This is a genomic window from Pseudomonas sp. NFX224, assembly GCF_048565165.1.
Classification (GTDB): Bacteria; Pseudomonadota; Gammaproteobacteria; order Pseudomonadales; family Pseudomonadaceae; genus Aquipseudomonas.
The window spans coordinates 4,459,366-4,477,829 of record NZ_CP183416.1 but is presented as its reverse complement, the minus strand read 5'-3'; the positions used below and the strand labels follow the sequence as shown (position 1 = coordinate 4,477,829).

General features: G+C 52.6%; 13 protein-coding genes, 2 tRNA genes and 2 rRNA genes. 9 read left to right on the top strand and 8 right to left on the bottom strand.

What is annotated here, in order from left to right:
* Nucleotides 1-111: 111 nt before the first annotated feature.
* From ACNYC6_RS20460 to ACNYC6_RS20445, 4 genes are all read right to left on the bottom strand, one after another.
* Nucleotides 112-3,003: ribosomal RNA gene (locus tag ACNYC6_RS20460) — 23S ribosomal RNA — on the bottom strand.
* Between the two features lie 246 nt (nucleotides 3,004-3,249).
* A tRNA-Ala gene (locus ACNYC6_RS20455) sits at nucleotides 3,250-3,325 on the bottom strand.
* A 30-nt stretch (nucleotides 3,326-3,355) separates the two neighbouring features.
* Nucleotides 3,356-3,432 (bottom strand) — tRNA-Ile (locus tag ACNYC6_RS20450).
* A gap of 80 nt (nucleotides 3,433-3,512) precedes the next feature.
* A 16S ribosomal RNA gene (locus ACNYC6_RS20445) occupies nucleotides 3,513-5,049 on the bottom strand.
* The 16S and 23S rRNA genes sit together here with 2 tRNA genes alongside, the layout of an rRNA operon.
* Nucleotides 5,050-5,861: 812 nt before the next feature.
* Here ACNYC6_RS20445 and ACNYC6_RS20440 point away from each other — a divergent pair.
* Complete coding sequence (locus tag ACNYC6_RS20440; RefSeq protein WP_419708893.1) at nucleotides 5,862-7,073, top strand: phage integrase; 1,212 nt, start codon at nucleotides 5,862-5,864, stop codon at nucleotides 7,071-7,073.
* Here ACNYC6_RS20440 and ACNYC6_RS20435 read toward each other — a convergent pair.
* Nucleotides 7,066-7,605, bottom strand: coding sequence for a hypothetical protein (locus ACNYC6_RS20435; protein ID WP_419708892.1), 540 nt, complete (start codon nucleotides 7,603-7,605; stop codon nucleotides 7,066-7,068). The genes ACNYC6_RS20440 and ACNYC6_RS20435 overlap by 8 nt on opposite strands.
* 116 nt (nucleotides 7,606-7,721) lie before the next feature.
* On the opposite strand from ACNYC6_RS20435, the gene ACNYC6_RS20430 reads away from it, so the two are divergent.
* From ACNYC6_RS20430 to ACNYC6_RS20400, 7 genes are all read left to right on the top strand, one after another.
* Complete coding sequence (locus ACNYC6_RS20430) at nucleotides 7,722-7,922, top strand: helix-turn-helix domain-containing protein (RefSeq protein WP_172791477.1); 201 nt, start codon at nucleotides 7,722-7,724, stop codon at nucleotides 7,920-7,922.
* Between the two features lie 385 nt (nucleotides 7,923-8,307).
* Nucleotides 8,308-8,598, top strand: a complete 291-nt coding sequence (locus tag ACNYC6_RS20425; protein WP_419708891.1) for a hypothetical protein — start codon at nucleotides 8,308-8,310, stop codon at nucleotides 8,596-8,598.
* The gene (locus ACNYC6_RS20420) at nucleotides 8,595-8,867 is read left to right on the top strand and encodes a DUF3077 domain-containing protein (RefSeq protein WP_419708890.1); all 273 of its coding nucleotides are present in this window, start codon (nucleotides 8,595-8,597) and stop codon (nucleotides 8,865-8,867) included. Before ACNYC6_RS20425 ends, ACNYC6_RS20420 begins: the two co-directional genes overlap by 4 nt.
* Nucleotides 8,864-11,770: a DUF927 domain-containing protein gene (locus tag ACNYC6_RS20415; protein WP_419708889.1), complete on the top strand. Its 2,907-nt coding sequence runs from the start codon at nucleotides 8,864-8,866 to the stop codon at nucleotides 11,768-11,770. The genes ACNYC6_RS20420 and ACNYC6_RS20415 overlap by 4 nt, the downstream gene beginning before the upstream one ends.
* Nucleotides 11,771-11,863: 93 nt before the next feature.
* Complete coding sequence (locus ACNYC6_RS20410) at nucleotides 11,864-12,706, top strand: chromosome segregation protein SMC (protein WP_419708888.1); 843 nt, start codon at nucleotides 11,864-11,866, stop codon at nucleotides 12,704-12,706.
* A 64-nt stretch (nucleotides 12,707-12,770) separates the two neighbouring features.
* Nucleotides 12,771-12,956 carry a hypothetical protein gene (locus tag ACNYC6_RS20405; RefSeq protein WP_419708887.1) on the top strand — a complete coding sequence of 62 codons (186 nt, stop codon included), beginning with the start codon at nucleotides 12,771-12,773 and terminating at the stop codon, nucleotides 12,954-12,956.
* 271 nt (nucleotides 12,957-13,227) lie between these two features.
* Nucleotides 13,228-13,872, top strand: a complete 645-nt coding sequence (locus ACNYC6_RS20400; RefSeq protein ID WP_419708886.1) for a hypothetical protein — start codon at nucleotides 13,228-13,230, stop codon at nucleotides 13,870-13,872.
* Nucleotides 13,873-14,214: 342 nt separating this feature from the next.
* Here ACNYC6_RS20400 and ACNYC6_RS20395 read toward each other — a convergent pair whose 3' ends face one another.
* A complete protein-coding gene (locus ACNYC6_RS20395) occupies nucleotides 14,215-14,805 on the bottom strand; it encodes a hypothetical protein (protein WP_419708885.1) in 591 nt (196 codons plus the stop codon).
* A 263-nt stretch (nucleotides 14,806-15,068) separates the two neighbouring features.
* Here ACNYC6_RS20395 and ACNYC6_RS20390 point away from each other — a divergent pair, with 263 nt between their 5' ends.
* Nucleotides 15,069-16,190 (top strand): hypothetical protein, encoded by a 1,122-nt coding sequence (locus ACNYC6_RS20390; RefSeq protein WP_419708884.1) that lies wholly within the window; start codon nucleotides 15,069-15,071, stop codon nucleotides 16,188-16,190.
* Between the two features lie 325 nt (nucleotides 16,191-16,515).
* Here the strand turns inward: ACNYC6_RS20390 and ACNYC6_RS20385 are convergent, their stop codons facing one another.
* Together ACNYC6_RS20385 and ACNYC6_RS20380 are read right to left on the bottom strand one after the other, a co-directional pair.
* Complete coding sequence (locus tag ACNYC6_RS20385) at nucleotides 16,516-17,556, bottom strand: DUF4238 domain-containing protein (protein ID WP_419708883.1); 1,041 nt, start codon at nucleotides 17,554-17,556, stop codon at nucleotides 16,516-16,518.
* 288 nt (nucleotides 17,557-17,844) lie between these two features.
* Nucleotides 17,845-18,462 carry a hypothetical protein gene (locus tag ACNYC6_RS20380; protein ID WP_419708882.1) on the bottom strand — a complete coding sequence of 206 codons (618 nt, stop codon included), beginning with the start codon at nucleotides 18,460-18,462 and terminating at the stop codon, nucleotides 17,845-17,847.
* Nucleotides 18,463-18,464: the final 2 nt, after the last annotated feature.

Here is an 18,464-nt window from a genome sequence, read left to right as displayed (position 1 = left end):
ATAGCTTGGTGTTTTGTGAGCATCGAACTTTCGGTTCATTGCGTCTTCACACACCGCAATCTGGTCTCTCTCGTTTCTTCAACGAGGAGCGTCAAATTGCTTGGGTGTTATATGGTCAAGCCTCACGGGCAATTAGTATTGGTTAGCTCAACGCCTCACAGCGCTTACACACCCAACCTATCAACGTCGTAGTCTTCGACGGCCCTTCAGGGAACTCAAGGTTCCAGTGAGATCTCATCTTGAGGCTAGTTTCCCGCTTAGATGCTTTCAGCGGTTATCTATTCCGAACATAGCTACCCGGCAATGCCACTGGCGTGACAACCGGAACACCAGAGGTTCGTCCACTCCGGTCCTCTCGTACTAGGAGCAGCCCCTCTCAAATCTCAAACGTCCACGGCAGATAGGGACCGAACTGTCTCACGACGTTCTAAACCCAGCTCGCGTACCACTTTAAATGGCGAACAGCCATACCCTTGGGACCGGCTTCAGCCCCAGGATGTGATGAGCCGACATCGAGGTGCCAAACACCGCCGTCGATATGAACTCTTGGGCGGTATCAGCCTGTTATCCCCGGAGTACCTTTTATCCGTTGAGCGATGGCCCTTCCATACAGAACCACCGGATCACTAAGACCTACTTTCGTACCTGCTCGACGTGTCTGTCTCGCAGTCAAGCGCGCTTTTGCCTTTATACTCTACGACCGATTTCCGACCGGTCTGAGCGCACCTTCGTACTCCTCCGTTACTCTTTAGGAGGAGACCGCCCCAGTCAAACTACCCACCATACACTGTCCTCGATCCGGATAACGGACCTGAGTTAGAACCTCAAAGTTGCCAGGGTGGTATTTCAAGGATGGCTCCACGCGAACTGGCGTCCACGCTTCAAAGCCTCCCACCTATCCTACACAAGCAAATTCAAAGTCCAGTGCAAAGCTATAGTAAAGGTTCACGGGGTCTTTCCGTCTAGCCGCGGATACACTGCATCTTCACAGCGATTTCAATTTCACTGAGTCTCGGGTGGAGACAGCGCCGCCATCGTTACGCCATTCGTGCAGGTCGGAACTTACCCGACAAGGAATTTCGCTACCTTAGGACCGTTATAGTTACGGCCGCCGTTTACCGGGGCTTCGATCAAGAGCTTCGCGTTAGCTAACCCCATCAATTAACCTTCCGGCACCGGGCAGGCGTCACACCCTATACGTCCACTTTCGTGTTTGCAGAGTGCTGTGTTTTTAATAAACAGTCGCAGCGGCCTGGTATCTTCGACCGGCGTGGGCTTACGGAGCAAGTCCTTCACCCTCACCGGCGCACCTTCTCCCGAAGTTACGGTGCCATTTTGCCTAGTTCCTTCACCCGAGTTCTCTCAAGCGCCTTGGTATTCTCTACCCAACCACCTGTGTCGGTTTGGGGTACGGTTCCTGGTTACCTGAAGCTTAGAAGCTTTTCTTGGAAGCATGGCATCAACCACTTCGTGTTCTAAAAGAACACTCGTCATCAGCTCTCGGCCTTAGAATCCCGGATTTACCTAAGATTCCAGCCTACCACCTTAAACTTGGACAACCAACGCCAAGCTGGCCTAGCCTTCTCCGTCCCTCCATCGCAATAACCAGAAGTACAGGAATATTAACCTGTTTTCCATCGACTACGCTTTTCAGCCTCGCCTTAGGGACCGACTAACCCTGCGTCGATTAACGTTGCGCAGGAAACCTTGGTCTTTCGGCGTGGGTGTTTTTCACACCCATTGTCGTTACTCATGTCAGCATTCGCACTTCTGATACCTCCAGCAAGCTTCTCAACTCACCTTCACAGGCTTACAGAACGCTCCTCTACCGCATCACCTAAGTGATACCCGTAGCTTCGGTGTATGGTTTGAGCCCCGTTACATCTTCCGCGCAGGCCGACTCGACTAGTGAGCTATTACGCTTTCTTTAAAGGGTGGCTGCTTCTAAGCCAACCTCCTAGCTGTCTAAGCCTTCCCACATCGTTTCCCACTTAACCATAACTTTGGGACCTTAGCTGACGGTCTGGGTTGTTTCCCTTTTCACGACGGACGTTAGCACCCGCCGTGTGTCTCCCATGCTCGGCACTTGTAGGTATTCGGAGTTTGCATCGGTTTGGTAAGTCGGGATGACCCCCTAGCCGAAACAGTGCTCTACCCCCTACAGTGATACATGAGGCGCTACCTAAATAGCTTTCGAGGAGAACCAGCTATCTCCGAGCTTGATTAGCCTTTCACTCCGATCCACAGGTCATCCGCTAACTTTTCAACGGTAGTCGGTTCGGTCCTCCAGTCAGTGTTACCTAACCTTCAACCTGCCCATGGATAGATCGCCCGGTTTCGGGTCTATTCCCAGCGACTAGACGCCCTATTAAGACTCGCTTTCGCTACGCCTCCCCTATTCGGTTAAGCTCGCCACTGAAAATAAGTCGCTGACCCATTATACAAAAGGTACGCAGTCACCCAACAAAGTGGGCTCCCACTGCTTGTACGCATACGGTTTCAGGATCTATTTCACTCCCCTCTCCGGGGTTCTTTTCGCCTTTCCCTCACGGTACTAGTTCACTATCGGTCAGTCAGTAGTATTTAGCCTTGGAGGATGGTCCCCCCATATTCAGACAAAGTTTCTCGTGCTCCGTCCTACTCGATTTCATGACCAAGAGATTTTCGCGTACAGGGCTATCACCCACTATGGCCGCACTTTCCAGAGCGTTCCGCTAATCTCAAAGCCACTTAAGGGCTAGTCCCCGTTCGCTCGCCACTACTAAGGGAATCTCGGTTGATTTCTTTTCCTCAGGGTACTTAGATGTTTCAGTTCCCCTGGTTCGCCTCTTGCACCTATGTATTCAGTACAAGATAACCATCTTATGATGGCTGGGTTCCCCCATTCAGACATCTCCGGATCAAAGTCTGTTTGCCGACTCCCCGAAGCTTTTCGCAGGCTACCACGTCTTTCATCGCCTCTGACTGCCAAGGCATCCACCGTATGCGCTTCTTCACTTGACCATATAACCCCAAGCAATCTGGTTATACTGTGAAGACGACATTCGCCGAAAATTCGAATTTCTCAACTAAGAGAACTCACAAATTTTACCTTAGCCTGATCCGTTACCAGTGAAAGTAACGTTCAGTCTATCTTTCTATCACATACCCAAATTTTTAAAGAACGATCTAGTCAAAGACTAGAAATCAACATTCACCATCTTACCGATGGAATGCTCATTTCTAAGCTTTATACAAGAGAAGCAGTAGTGGTGGAGCCAAGCGGGATCGAACCGCTGACCTCCTGCGTGCAAGGCAGGCGCTCTCCCAGCTGAGCTATGGCCCCGTATTTCTACAGGCGTTTCCCACACAAAATTGGTGGGTCTGGGCAGATTCGAACTGCCGACCTCACCCTTATCAGGGGTGCGCTCTAACCAACTGAGCTACAGACCCAATTTCGGGCTGCTTCTTTCGTCTTCTTCAATGAATCAAGCAATTCGTGTGGGAGCTTATGGAGCAGCTGAGTCGTCGATTAAGGAGGTGATCCAGCCGCAGGTTCCCCTACGGCTACCTTGTTACGACTTCACCCCAGTCATGAATCACACCGTGGTAACCGTCCTCCCGAAGGTTAGACTAGCTACTTCTGGTGCAACCCACTCCCATGGTGTGACGGGCGGTGTGTACAAGGCCCGGGAACGTATTCACCGCGACATTCTGATTCGCGATTACTAGCGATTCCGACTTCACGCAGTCGAGTTGCAGACTGCGATCCGGACTACGATCGGTTTTATGGGATTAGCTCCACCTCGCGGCTTGGCAACCCTCTGTACCGACCATTGTAGCACGTGTGTAGCCCAGGCCGTAAGGGCCATGATGACTTGACGTCATCCCCACCTTCCTCCGGTTTGTCACCGGCAGTCTCCTTAGAGTGCCCACCATAACGTGCTGGTAACTAAGGACAAGGGTTGCGCTCGTTACGGGACTTAACCCAACATCTCACGACACGAGCTGACGACAGCCATGCAGCACCTGTCTCAATGTTCCCGAAGGCACCAATCCATCTCTGGAAAGTTCATTGGATGTCAAGGCCTGGTAAGGTTCTTCGCGTTGCTTCGAATTAAACCACATGCTCCACCGCTTGTGCGGGCCCCCGTCAATTCATTTGAGTTTTAACCTTGCGGCCGTACTCCCCAGGCGGTCAACTTAATGCGTTAGCTGCGCCACTAAGAGCTCAAGGCTCCCAACGGCTAGTTGACATCGTTTACGGCGTGGACTACCAGGGTATCTAATCCTGTTTGCTCCCCACGCTTTCGCACCTCAGTGTCAGTATCAGTCCAGGTGGTCGCCTTCGCCACTGGTGTTCCTTCCTATATCTACGCATTTCACCGCTACACAGGAAATTCCACCACCCTCTACCATACTCTAGCTCGTCAGTTTTGAATGCAGTTCCCAGGTTGAGCCCGGGGCTTTCACATCCAACTTAACGAACCACCTACGCGCGCTTTACGCCCAGTAATTCCGATTAACGCTTGCACCCTCTGTATTACCGCGGCTGCTGGCACAGAGTTAGCCGGTGCTTATTCTGTCGGTAACGTCAAAATTGCAGAGTATTAATCTACAACCCTTCCTCCCAACTTAAAGTGCTTTACAATCCGAAGACCTTCTTCACACACGCGGCATGGCTGGATCAGGCTTTCGCCCATTGTCCAATATTCCCCACTGCTGCCTCCCGTAGGAGTCTGGACCGTGTCTCAGTTCCAGTGTGACTGATCATCCTCTCAGACCAGTTACGGATCGTCGCCTTGGTGAGCCATTACCTCACCAACTAGCTAATCCGACCTAGGCTCATCTGATAGCGCAAGGCCCGAAGGTCCCCTGCTTTCTCCCGTAGGACGTATGCGGTATTAGCGTTCCTTTCGAAACGTTGTCCCCCACTACCAGGCAGATTCCTAGGCATTACTCACCCGTCCGCCGCTGAATCAGAGAGCAAGCTCTCTTCATCCGCTCGACTTGCATGTGTTAGGCCTGCCGCCAGCGTTCAATCTGAGCCATGATCAAACTCTTCAGTTCAAACATCTTTGGGTTTTGAGAAAACCCTAAACTTGGCTCAGCAATCGTTGGTTACATCTTTGATTTCTCGCGGAGTAACTTGTGATGCTGATAATCTGTTGACTAGCAGTCTGACCCCACAAGCACCCACACGAATTGCTTGATTCAGTTGTTAAAGAGCGGTTGGTTAAGATCTTTCGTCTCAACCGAGGCGCGCATTCTACAGCAGCCTCATTTGCTGTCAAGTGATTATTTTCAGAAGCTTTCGAGGAATTCCTCAACAACTTCAACCACTTGCGCCTCAGATCTCTCATCAGCGGGAGGCGAATTCTACAGCGTTACACGCTGCTGTCAACACCTCTTTTTCAACTTCCTTTTGGCTTCGATGAACTGAAGCAACCTGCTGCCGAAAACTGCGTAACTCGTTGTTTACCAAGGAGTTTTCCGTTTCGACTGCGCCGGAAGTGGGGCGAATTATAGACACCTGAGATCTGCCGTCAAGCACTGATTTTGGTTTTTTATCATAAACGCGCAAAAAGCATGGAGCGGCCTATTTCCCTCTATATATAGAGGAGGGAGACCTACGAAAATCAGGGGGTGCGACTGGAGTGGCCACTTCTGATGACCATGAGAAACGAAGAGTGAATAGCAAGGAAATCGTGGTGTCCCAGGGCAGGTTCGAACTGCCAACCTTCCCCTTAGGAGGGTCAATTTATAACCTAGCAGGCTTGAGACAGCCCAGCTATTACAGGGCTTTTCGTCCGGTTGCGTCCGTAAAAACGGCGCCGTATAGTTCTTTTTGCTGCCACGGTGCTGTCACGGAGCTGTATTGCTTGAAAACGAAGATCACCCAGAAACTCATCAACAGCTTGGCCACTGAGCCGAAGGCTTACCGCGTACATGACACTGTACAGCCCGGCTTATTCATCCGCGTGCTGCCGAGTGGGCATAAATCGTACATGGTCACCTGGGGCCGCAACAAGAATGCCACCCTCGGCCGCGTCGGCGTAGTGACGCTCGATCAGGTGCGCACCGAAGCCGCCCAGTATCTTGCCGATGCGCACGCCCATGGCGAGCCGTTGGCCATCGCTCAGGGGCGGAAAGGTGCCGCCCTGCCCTCCTTGCGCCAGTTCATCGACGACACTTATATGCCTTGGTTCAAAACGCACCACAAAGGGCATGAGAAAACCCTGCACACGCTCGACAACAACTTCGAGGCGATCATGTCTCAGCGTCTCGACTCTATCACTGGTCGCGATCTTGAGCAGATCCGCACCGGATGGATGCTGTCAGGCAATAAGCCATCAACGGTCAACCGCAAAATGGGCTCGATCAGCGGCGTGTACAGCCGGGCCGTTGAATGGGAGTACATCTCCGCGCATCCGCTGACCAAGCTGAAACAGCTCAAGGTCGACTCCATGGGGCTGGTCCGCTATCTGGATGCCGATGAGACCAAGCGCCTGCGCGAAGCGCTGGACGCGCGCCAAGACGAAGCGCGGGCCGAGCGCGAGACTGCGAACAAGTGGCGGGCAGACCGCGACAAAGAATTGATGCCGAGCTTGCTGGAACTGCCCTTCACCGATCACCTGAAGCCCATGGTGCTGGTGTCGCTGAATACCGGAATGAGGCGCGGCGAGCTGTTCGACCTGAAATGGTCAGAGGTGAACTTCCCCACTAAGACGATCACCGTTGCCGGTTCCACCACCAAAACGAGCGACACGCGGCATATCCCGATGAACAAGGAAACCTTCGGCGTGCTGGATAATTGGAAAAAGCAGGTAGGAAAGTCTCGATACGTTTTCCCGAGTCAGGCCGGTGGCCGCCTGGAGGATGTTAAAAGTGCCTGGCTCAATCTGCTGGAGCGCGCCAAGATCGGAGGCTTCCGCTGGCACGATATGCGTCACGACTTCGCGTCACGCCTGGTAATGGCCGGCGTACCGCTCAACACGGTACGCGATCTGCTGGGGCACGCCGATATCAAGATGACACTCCGGTATGCCCACTTGGCGCCGGAAACAAAAGCCGCGGCGGTTGAACTCATTTAGCCAGAGATTGAGCCCGCATACTTTTGTAATCGGCATAACCCGGCTGAAGCGGCTTGTTGTTTGCCAGAAACCTCACATATTCCTCAACAATTGGCCACTCCTTCTCTACCAAGGCAAGGTTCACCCGAGGCTGCATTCGCGGCTTGAACCCAAACTTCTCTGTCGAACCGTTCAAATCCCCGAAAACATCGAACTCCCCATCGAAATACTTATCGCCATTGATAAACATAGCGACCATCGATAACTCCTCTCCGGCGAAATCAGGCCCGAGCGTTCCTGCGCGTAGCTTGTAGAGAGTTTCATTCTCCGACCAGATCGCAGTGAATGCGACCATGAAACTGATTTTTCCCAGATCCTTTTGCGGAGCTTTAAACGGGTTCGTGATGGTTCGGTCATTCATCCCATTCTCAAGGCATGACTCTAGGATCTTCACGATTTTCTCGTTGCTAGATGCCGCCAGCAGTTCAAGCGCAGCTTTAAGGTAGGGGTCGACCCTCGCCGATAGAACAACCTTCTTCGAACGATTTGCCATTTACTCGCCTCGCAATGTCTACAAAATTTTTGCTTGCAGATGATGTTACTTACAAATAGGATGTTTACGTCCGGACCAGTATCGTACAGTCCGCCCCACCGATCAAGGACAAGCTAATGAACAACCCCGAACACATCGCACCTCTTGCAGTTAGCGTGGAAGACGCTGCCCGCGTGGTTGGCTATTCAAGGTCAGGAGTTTATGAGCTCATCGCTTCTGGCGACCTTAAGGCTTTCAAACTCGGACGGCGACGTCTGATTTTGATGACTGAGCTCAAGGCTTGGATTGAACGCGCAGCAAAGGCAGGCGCCCGGTGAACGCGGTAGCGGTCGAGGGAGCAAAATTGGCTGGGATGCTCCCTAGAAGACTGGCCCTAGGACTGGCTTTAGTAGAAAGAAGTGTCGAGCCAGTGTTCGTACCACTGACTCGACTGTCGCACAGCAAATCTGAGCAGACCGCAATGCAACCGCCAAAGCATATCACCATCCATTTGATAGACCATAAGGGCGCGATCCTTGATAGGCACACCTTGTCGAAAACGACACGTTTGATTGACCTTGAGGCACTCCGCTGTCGTGGCGTCTCTAGAGTGGAAGTACCGCGTACTATCCCCATTAAGCAAGATATGTACTCCGCTGAATGGGCAGGCTACAGCGCTCAGAAAAACAAAAATGAAGACTTTGGAATCGCAGGGGAGCGTCAATGAACAACGCCCTGAGTTTCACCCTGCCCGAAGATCTGCTCTGCGTAGACAAAGGAGTCGAAGCCGGTGTGCCGATCGACGCTATCACCTGCGCAATTGCTCGCGCCGACTCGGTGCTGACCCTGCTCGAAGACCACTTTGAAAGCGAAGGCGACAGACCTCGCTTAGCCAATCACGTACTGGCAGCGGTTATTTGGGACGTGCGCGGCACCTTAGGTCTCATCAAAACCCTCACACTGCATGGTGACGCATCCTCTGTTCCTATTGAGCAGAAAGGCGGTGCGCTATGACGCCGCCCACCACGCTAGGCCGAGCTGCGTTTACACGCGTGAACGCTACTGATCAGAAGCTGTTTCGAGTCAACGCAGGTATACCGGTCGAAGATGCGCTGGAGATGGCTTCGCAATTCCAGCAGCACGCAAATCAACTCTCTTTTGAAGCGGCCATGAGCGACCAAGGCGAGTGCTTCAGTTGGCCCGCCTTGTATCTTGGTGAAATGGCCAAGGCCCTGCTCGATGACATTAACGATGCGCTGTTTTTGTCGAGGGCCGACACATGAGCCAACGTCCGAATAGCACCGCAAAACGTCCAAGCTTTGCCGACGTGAAAGCCGCCTCGCTGAAAGACATTGAACGTGTCCTATCGTACTGGCTGCCGAACGGCAAGCGCGTGGATGGTGGCAAGGAATACACCGCACCAAATCCGACCCGCAGCGACAAGCGCGCCGGTTCGCTCAAGGTCAATCTGAGCAAGGGCACCTGGGCCGACTTCGCCACCGATGACAAGGGCGGCGATCTGATTGATCTGGTGCGCTACCTGGATGGCGGCACCGACGTCGAGGCCTGCAACAAGCTGGCAGAGCTGCTGAACGTCTCGCCCGGCGCCGCCCTGGCGAAGCCAGCGCCAGCCAAGACAAAAGCACCTGAATGGATCGCCATTCAGCCGATCCCGACCGAGGCCATGAACAAGTGCCCGGCCAAGCATCGGCAGCACGGCGCGCCATCCAAAGTGTGGATCTATCGGGACGCACATGGCCAGTCGCTCATGGCGCTTTACCGCTTCGATCTCGGCCCCGACGACGATGGCAAACCGAAGAAGGTTTTTGCACCGTTGACGTGGTGTCAGCGATCGGACGGCCAAACCACGCAATGGCGCTGGCAGGGTCTGCCAGAGCCGCGTCCACTGCTGCGCCTTGATGAACTGACACAACGCGGAGACGCACCGGTTGTTCTGTGCGAAGGCGAGAAAGCCGCTGATGCCGCCGCCGAGTTGCTGGCTGGCTACGTAGCCACTTGCTGGCCGAACGGCTCCAATTCCTGGCACAAATCTGACCTGACACCGCTCAAGGGCCGCGACGTGCTGTTGTGGCCAGACAACGACGACAGCGGCAAAGCGTGCATGGAAGCCATCGCCAAGAAGCTACGCGAGATCGGCGCCGCCTCGGTCCGGGTCATGTCGCTTGATATATTCAAACGCAAGCCAACGTTGAAGAACGACCGCGCAACCTTCGCCAAAGATGGTCAATGGGACGAAGGCGACGACGCGGCCGATGCACTCGCCAAAGGCTGGAGAGCGGTCCACTTCGCCGAGCTGGAAAGCAGCGGTGAACTGTTCGGTGTGGTTGTAGAAAAGCCGGAGCCTGAACAGGTCGAGACCAAACCGGAACCGAAGACAAAAACAGCAGCGAAGCGTCCCGCAAAATCGAAAAATGACCTGATGCCTGGCGGCTTTCGCTTGACGCCCGAAGGTGTGTTTTATGCCGGTGACGATGGCGAGGCGCGCCCGGTGTGTTCGCCTCTGGAAATCCTCGCCCGGACCCGTGACGACAAGGGCCACAACTGGGGCCTACTGGTCGAGTTCGACGATCCAGACGGCACCAAGAAGCGCTGGAACATCCCGGCGCGCACCATGACCGGCGACTTCGGCAAGGACGTTCTCGGCCCGCTGGTGGACATGGGCCTACGCCTCGCCGGTAGCCGCTCGGGACGCAATGCGCGCAACGATCTGCAGAGTTATCTCGGCGGCTTCGACAGTGCGCAACGGGCGCGGCTGGTCACCCGCTTGGGTTGGCACGACAGCGCCTTTCTACTGCCCGAGCAGCAGGTCGGCGCGCACAGCGAACACCTGCACTTCTACGAGGCCGGTGCGCAGCTTCCACCAATCAGCGAAGCGGGCACGCTGGAGCAATGGCAGCAGCAGATAGGCTCGCTGTGTGTTGGCAACCATCGCTTGGCTTTTGTCGTCGGCGTAGCGTTCGCTGGCCCGCTGCTGCACATGCTCGGCCATGAGTCGGGCGGCTTTCACCTGTACGGCGACAGCTCCGGAGGAAAGACCACACACCTGCAAGTCGCCACCTCGATCTACGGCGGCCCGCGTCTGGTGCGCTCGTGGCGCTCGACCGACAACGCACTCGAATCCATCGCCGCTGCTCATTCCGACGGCCTCCTGGTACTCGACGAGATCGGCATGTGCGATCCACGCATCATCGGCGAAACGGTGTACATGCTCGGCAACGGCACCGGCAAGGCACGCGCCAATGACCGGGGCCAAGCAGGCCGACAGGTACAGGAGTGGCGTCTGCTCTTCCTCTCCACCGGCGAGAAGACCTTGGCCCAACATATGGCCGAAGCCAACAAAGAGCTGAAAGCAGGCATGGAGGTGCGCATGCTCGCCGTCCCTGCCGATGCCAGCAAAGGCCTCGGCATGTTCGATGCGCTGAACGGCTTCGATGATGCAGCCGCCCTCTCCGATGCACTCAAGGCACGGGTGGCCAAGTACTACGGTACACCGCTCACCGCTTTCCTGTCGGCCCTCTGTGAGCCCGGCAAGCGGCATGGTTGGTCGGCGATCCTGCGCCACACCTTGGAGAGATTTATCGCCAAGGCATTGCCCGCGTCAGCGAGTGGCCAAGCGCACCGCGCAGCAGCCCGTTTCGGTCTGGCCGCCGCTGCCGGCGAACTGGCAACCGCAATGGGAATTACCGGCTGGCCAGACGGCACCGCCACCACCGCGGCCCGAGTCTGCCTCAGTGCCTGGATGAATGAGCGCGGTGGCGCCGGGAACCTTGAAGGGGACGCCATCTTGGTGCGGTTGCGCCAGGTCATCGAGCGCTTCGGTGAGAGCCGTTTCACCCGCTGGGAATCGGCGGCCGCGAAGATCGATGAGCACGGTCCACGCACCATCGACCGGTTGGGTTTTCGCAAGACGCTGGAACATGGCCTGGGTGATGCGTTGCACACCACCAACACCTACTACGTGCTGCCTGAGGCATGGCGTTCCGAGGTGTTCAAGGGCATGAATATCAGTGCGGTGAACAAGGAGCTTCTATGTCGAGGTGTACTGGAGCCCGGAACAGATGGCAAAGCATCGAGCTTGGTCCGTTTGCCCGGCCTCGGCCCGCAACGCTGCTACATCGTAAAGACGATTCCGGGAACGGATGAGAGCGAGGCTCAGGCTGCCTGACGGCATCCCTATTAATCAAGGTAGTGCCGGCTCACTCCCGGCCTAGCCAGCCACTCAACCAACCCACAATCGAATTGCACAGAGACAAGACAGATGAACGAGATCCAAGAATTGAAAGACCGCCGCGAACGACTGACCATCGAGATGGAAAGTGTCCGAAATGAACTGCTCCCCCTCGAGGCAGCACTGGAAACTCCCGAAGTCATCGAACAGGGTCGGGAACGCGAAGTGCGAGATCAGTACAACGAGCGGAAGCGAAAGTTTGACTCGCTGGACCTGGAGATCCACACGCTGAATCGGAAGATTCATCGTCGTGAGAACCTTGCCAATCGTGAAGCCTTGATGGCGGGCTACGTCGAGGCCATGGCAAATTGGAAAGTAGACGAGCAGGAGCTTCACGAAAAGCGACAGAGCCTCAGCACCCGTTTGGATCAGATCCGGCAGCAGGCACAGGAAGACATCACAAAGGCACGACAGGCCGAGACGGAGGCGGCAACGGCCTACGCACAGGCTGTTGCCTGGGGTGATACGGAAGGCGAGAAGACTGCAAACGCCGACGCGCAAAAGGCCGCGAAAAACCTCAACACGGCGACCGAGCATCACCGCCGTCAACATCTGATCATCACGGCACTGGAACAGGAATTGGTGACCGTCGACCGACACATCACCGAAGCGCAGGAGGAGCACAAGAAAATCGAAAGGACTGCCCTACTGCTCGCGCACATGGCACTGGAAGAGAACTGGAACGAAGCGGCTCAAGCGTTACTGGACGCTGGGGGCAAGCTATGGGCAGCCTACCGCCTAATTGACCGCGATCAGGTCATGCTTTTCAAACTGGTCATTCCGGAAGAAGGCGAAAACTTCGGTAGCTGGAATTGGAATGAACTGTCAGAGCGTGCACGCCAACACACTGTGCAAGACGTGCTAGCGATGTAACTACCAACTCCCCTGAAACAGCCTGCTTTCGCGGGCTGTTTAAATCACTCCAAGGATCGAAACCATGAACGCAGCGACACAAAACAACTCATCCATATCCGAAACGCTTAAAGCGAGAAAAGCCCACCTGACCGTCCTACTCAAGATCGTGGATACCAAAATCGGAAAATGCACAGCGATGCAGAAGCTCACCATCACTGCGATCAAGGCAGAAATGGGGCTAATCGAGCATAAACTGAAAAAACGGTGATGAGGATAAGCGGAAGCTCGCGAAAGCTTTCGTTGCATTCAAATTCCGCAGGCAGCTTCCGGCCAATAGCTGAGCCCCAACTCTCAGTGTCCAGAGATGTCAGCGCGGGCACCAAGCGGATCCAACGCGTCGCCTACCCCACTGAGCCAAGCAGGAAAATTCGTTGCGTCGCGCCCAAATTCCTAAACCTCATTCAGACAGCGGCCGGCATCCAGTACACTTTGACCGCAGAAACACCTTAACGAAATTTCATCCAAGCATTGGTTGATGAATGAAAAACGCAGAAGATTATCTCGAGAGAACAGAAAGCGCCGTACGGCATTTATTCAAAGCTGTGGACGGTTATCTCGAACCTTTAAGAGCCGGCATAAAGCCCATTTTTGTCTCTGGATTGCCCTACGGGCCAGAGCAAGACGCCCAGTACTCTGCGTGGTGTATAGAGAATGCAGATGCGCTAGAGGAGGCGAAGGCTGCCCGGCTAGCTTTTCGCGCCGAGACATTTGCCCTCGACACCATATGCGGCGCGATACTGCAAATCGCCGAAAAGGGTTTAGAAATTTATTCAGAAAACACTCAAGTGTCGGACGCTTGGAAAGCCAATATTCCCTCGTCTTTAGCGAAGTTCTGTGTGGGACGTGTAGTACGAAGCACTCCTCTAGGGCTCATCGTATACGCGGCTCGAAATCAGCACACTCACTTCAATGACCCCCAACTTCGAAACGCCAGCGCAAGCGTTTTCACGAGTCTGGCCGCAGCACATGGCTATAGTTCCTCCGCACTTGACCCAGCTTTCGACTTAGACAACCCGAGTCTCACAAGCTACGCGAGCAATGTAACAGCCCTCATAGAATGGCGGAGTGTTGAAAAATACCAGGACGATATGCGCAGCATGCTGGGCCTCCAAACTCGGTCTTAAGCAGGGGGTAGCAATAACTGAAAAGCTAAGCCCGCTGTCGCAGGAGCTCCTTCACTTGTCCAACACGTCGAGATTGGCGAGAGCACAACCTGCCCCGCTGAAATAGGTGACGACATTGGAGAAAGCATCAACGAAGTACAGTTTCCCCTATCGCTCTGGTGTAGAAAGTATGGCGGAGTGACGCAGCAACGGATGATTGGGGGCGAAGATAAGCCCTGCCCGAACTCATCTTTGACCTTCTTACCAATGCGAATGACCGCTTTGTGTTGTGGAATCATCCGGTCATTCATGATCGGCCGCTACGGAAGGAAGCGGACTTACAGTGGGGCCTACGAATGAAGGTTAGAGTTCGAACAAATTTGAATATTCGCGCCAAAGCTCTGTATATCGACCCCAGTCCGTGGCGCCGCTCGAAGTCTTAAAGTTCAGCACGCATGGCTCGCTCATCTGAATAGGCTTGGTCAGAATATCATCGGCAAGATCATAGTAATCTAGGAGCTTGTCATCCGTGGCATTCAGCGGTGTAGGGTATCGACCCGCCCACAATAGAGACGCCTCGTAAAAAGCCATGAGCCTCGTGCGAGTGGCATCCATTGGAAGCTCTAGGAGCTGATGTAGCTTCTTGAACGAGTGCCCTTTGAACTGAGCAGGGGTAAAGCCTTTTTGTGCGAGGACTGCCTTCATAATCAGTTCGAGTGAGAGGCCGCATAGCATGTGATAGACGGGCCAGCAAGCCACACCCAATCGGAAACCAGGCGCGTATCCCAGCTCGGATGCAATCGCAGCGTCCTCTGAACCCATGGCGTGCCACAGTGCACCTGCTGATGCGTGCAAATCGGCTGCACGGTTGTGCCAGTGGTTCGGGTGGCTGCGGTCTTCTGTTAGCGTAGGTCTTGAGGCAAGCCAGTCTTGGTAATCAAAACTCTCGTCCATCGGTTTCGCTCGATCCTTTCATGTGTTTGATCAAGAATCGCACGCCATTTGCGGTGCATCAATGCGCTAATGAGTCTTTCCTGAGGGCGAATTATCTGACTGAATAATTGCTTTTGTTCGGAATCTGCTTATTCTGATCTTGGGTTGGTGCCCGTAGCTTTTACCTTCAGAGCCACCTGCGGCAACTCCTAAAACCCTAATAAATATTCAGATGCACTGGTACTTTTTTCGGCGTTGTTAAACCGTGATTTACAAGGAATGTTATGGCAATTGACTTGGAAAAGCTTGCTCAATCAATTTCGAAGACTGGCTTCAAGCTGGAGTATGAGATCGGAGAGGTTTTACGAAAAAACGGCTGGCACCTAATTAGCAATCGCTGTTATATTGATGATCTTGAGGGAACCGTAAGGGAGATTGATCTTTTAGCTTACAAGGTCACAAATCTAAAAGACATAAGTGTTTACACTGTGATAATTGTAAGCTGCAAAAAAAGCGAGGCTAATTCATGGGCGCTTCTTTCTCGCCCGGTGGACGACAAAGACCCTAACTATAACTGGCGCCCTTTCAAAGGATGGACTAATCATCCCGCTATAAATCATTACATGTCAAAGATGACATGGTCTCCTTCATACCATGAAAAACTATCAAAAGAATGCCCAGTGCTATTTTCTGCGCCAGATGTAGATGTATTTGCATTCCAAGAAATGAGCAAGGCAAACTCCTCCCCTCAAAACGACAAAAATATATTCGCCTCAATTACGTCACTGATGAAGGCTCAGTCTTATGAGATGAGTATTCTGAAGGAACGTCAGAAAAACAAAAAAAGGGTTTATCAGTTCAATCTAGCCTCAATTATTGAAAGCGAGCTGGTGAGGATTTTATTTGAAGACAAGGACGTATCGGCGAAATCAGTAAGCTCTGAGGACTATCTGTGTCGATATATATTGAACCAAAAAGAAGAGATTGCCAGAATTAAGTTCATCACTTCAAATGCTTTTCCTGAAGTATTGCAGCAATACGGTAAACTACACGCTAGCAATTGCGAATTCATCCAAGAAAGCTATGACAAGTTCTATCGAGACGCATACAAAGACTGGTCAAAAACTCAGATTTTGTTACCCGAATTTAATGTTTTAGCTAAACCCGCCCTAAGATTGGCACTTTATCGACACACTGGCAAATTCTCCAAGGTATCAGATCTTTCTTTAAGCTGGAATGAGAAGCAAGAAAAACTATCAATTGACATTGATGCCGATGATATAGATCTTGATATGATTGACAAGTTAAACCAAGATAATCAGTTTAAAAAAGAGATAACAAAGGCAGTGGCAAGTATTTTTCATTACGAAGGAGACTTCTCATTTGACATAGGGATTCCCTTTTAAATGGTTCGCGATTTTGCCTTTAGTCGTCGCTAAACGACCGGTAAAATCGAGTAGACCTAAAAGTGCTTGCTCAACTTTTCTACTAGCCTGCTCAGCCTCAGGCACATACCGTTGAGTTGATTTCCTATCAACTTTGCTCACCAGCACCCATTGACACAACTCATGATTAGCAAGCCACCCCAGCCATACTTACATTCTTTTTCCGAAAGCTCACGTGGTCGTTTCCTATACATGCATATCCAGTCCACGCCGGAGCGAACCCTTCACTCTTTAGATGCCCTCACCCCCTAGCAATGGCGCCAACGCTCACGGCATAAGATGCTTCCTAAGGCCCCTTGCGTTTCATTAAGCCGACGACAGACAATTTACCGTCCGCCTTCATCCGATATCCAACCTCGACGCTCGATTTAGGCTTCCATTTTGTTTTGGCTAGCCCTAATTCCGTGGTAATTCTTTGCACGAGATCCGCGTCATTACCCATGACGTATCTATGACAATCCTGGGCGATCGTTCGATTGAACCGTTGCAGATTCTCAACCGTTATAACGCTTCGACCTGTTCGCCCCAATGACCCACTCGCGACAAGCGCACACTTCGAGGTAAGGGGAAACAAAATCTGTGCATGTGGCGAGCCATAACCAATCGGCTCATGTCGGAGTGACGAGGACATAGACTGCACAACAATCGGTGAGTCAGACGTCAAGAAACTGTGTTCGTTGCTGGGAACGTGCAGGATTCTCCAGTCTCGTTTGTACAGCTCCTCAGCAACGATATGCCAGACGTTCAATGAACGGTGAAGTGCAAACTGCTGATCCACTTCAATGTCATACGAATCACTTCGAGCCATCTCCGCGACGTCTCTGGCTTGATCACGCAGCAACATCTCATCCACTTTAGAACCATTCATTTTTTTGAGAAGCTCTAAGACCCTATTCTCATCGGCGAAAATCTGCCCTGCCTGAAGCTTTACCATTCCAGCGTAAGCCGCTTTCGCCTCAGCAATGGCGGCGGGCGTCCGTACGGCAGCGAGACCAAGAAAGAGCGCAAAAGACTCTCGCTCCTCCTGACTTATGCGGACTCCCCGTGCAAGCAAATTCAAGATTGGAGCAGCAGCATCTTCTACGAGACCGAAAAGCACCTCCAGATCAAACCGCTTGCGATCTTGGTTGTCCTCAAAGGTATACAGGTGACGGACGGTTGCTACAGCCTGCGGAGACTGCCGGTGCCTGATCTCTCCCTTAACCCGATCAAAAACGCAAAGCACCTGATTTGAGGTAAATCCCTTTAAATAAAATTTTGGGACGTAATGCTGCTGTTTCGGACCCTCAAGGTGCTGTTTGGATGTGAGCTTTTCGAACTTGTCCATGGAGCAAACAGCCGTTCTGCTTAGCGGGAACACTAAGATAGGTCAAAAAAGGCACGTGCAATGGCTTTTTTTGACAAATCGTGCAAGTGGGTGAATGCCTTGATGAGTCCGGCTGCTATGGCGATATCAGTTTGAACGCCTCCGAGCATGGAATCCGATTCCGTCTCTGTAGCAAGCAATTACAAATTTGAACACTCAGAAAAACGCGTTTTTTTGGTGTGCCCCCCAAGTCAAGCGTAGAATTACTAACGGATAAAAAGCAGGCTCACAAGCTGAACCTGCTTTTATTTATTGCTGGTTAGCTGGATAAAAGAAATCCCCGAGGGCTTTTATCAGAACTAAAGCATTCGTGCGTTCTGTCGATGGAGCTTGAAGCGTCTTGACACGTGAAGCACTTTGGTGCGCCACGTCGCCTCTTTCTTTACCGTATACATTCAGCATGTTGATAAGATTTATATCAATCTCATCTGCCATTTTTCCGCAGACCAAAGACAACTTAACAAAAGAACCTTCCTTGATTCCGTTGTTGTCGCTAATAAAGCCCTCTATATCTCTAATAAGTTTCTGCACCGAAGTGTGCAAACTGCCAGCATCGTATGGCAACTTTATTTGCAAATCCACACCAAAAACACTAGCCAGTAAAAAAAGCTCTATATTAGATTTAATCGTAAATGTTTGCGGCGAAACTTTTGCTTTCAGCTGCATAATAGATTCGCGAGCTTTACGCTCGAGATAATCCTCAATTTCAGCATGAACCAAAACTCTGAATGCAGCAAGTTGATCTGGGTCAACTGCAAACGTCAGAGGGTCTCTTGACTCGGCCTCTAGTTGAGCCCCGAGAAAAGTAGACTCAAGCCTCTTAAATCTCTCTTGCAAATTTATGAATAGAGGACTCGGCTGGCTCATGT

Coding starts and splice junctions, on each gene's coding strand:
- ACNYC6_RS20435 (WP_419708892.1), bottom strand. CDS start 7,605: ATGGCAAATCGTTCGAAGAAGGTTGTTCTATCGGCGAGGGTCGACCCC.
- ACNYC6_RS20430 (WP_172791477.1), top strand. CDS start 7,722: ATGAACAACCCCGAACACATCGCACCTCTTGCAGTTAGCGTGGAAGAC.
- ACNYC6_RS20425 (WP_419708891.1), top strand. CDS start 8,308: ATGAACAACGCCCTGAGTTTCACCCTGCCCGAAGATCTGCTCTGCGTA.
- ACNYC6_RS20420 (WP_419708890.1), top strand. CDS start 8,595: ATGACGCCGCCCACCACGCTAGGCCGAGCTGCGTTTACACGCGTGAAC.
- ACNYC6_RS20415 (WP_419708889.1), top strand. CDS start 8,864: ATGAGCCAACGTCCGAATAGCACCGCAAAACGTCCAAGCTTTGCCGAC.
- ACNYC6_RS20410 (WP_419708888.1), top strand. CDS start 11,864: ATGAACGAGATCCAAGAATTGAAAGACCGCCGCGAACGACTGACCATC.
- ACNYC6_RS20405 (WP_419708887.1), top strand. CDS start 12,771: ATGAACGCAGCGACACAAAACAACTCATCCATATCCGAAACGCTTAAA.
- ACNYC6_RS20400 (WP_419708886.1), top strand. CDS start 13,228: ATGAAAAACGCAGAAGATTATCTCGAGAGAACAGAAAGCGCCGTACGG.
- ACNYC6_RS20395 (WP_419708885.1), bottom strand. CDS start 14,805: ATGGACGAGAGTTTTGATTACCAAGACTGGCTTGCCTCAAGACCTACG.
- ACNYC6_RS20390 (WP_419708884.1), top strand. CDS start 15,069: ATGGCAATTGACTTGGAAAAGCTTGCTCAATCAATTTCGAAGACTGGC.
- ACNYC6_RS20385 (WP_419708883.1), bottom strand. CDS start 17,556: ATGGACAAGTTCGAAAAGCTCACATCCAAACAGCACCTTGAGGGTCCG.
- ACNYC6_RS20380 (WP_419708882.1), bottom strand. CDS start 18,462: ATGAGCCAGCCGAGTCCTCTATTCATAAATTTGCAAGAGAGATTTAAG.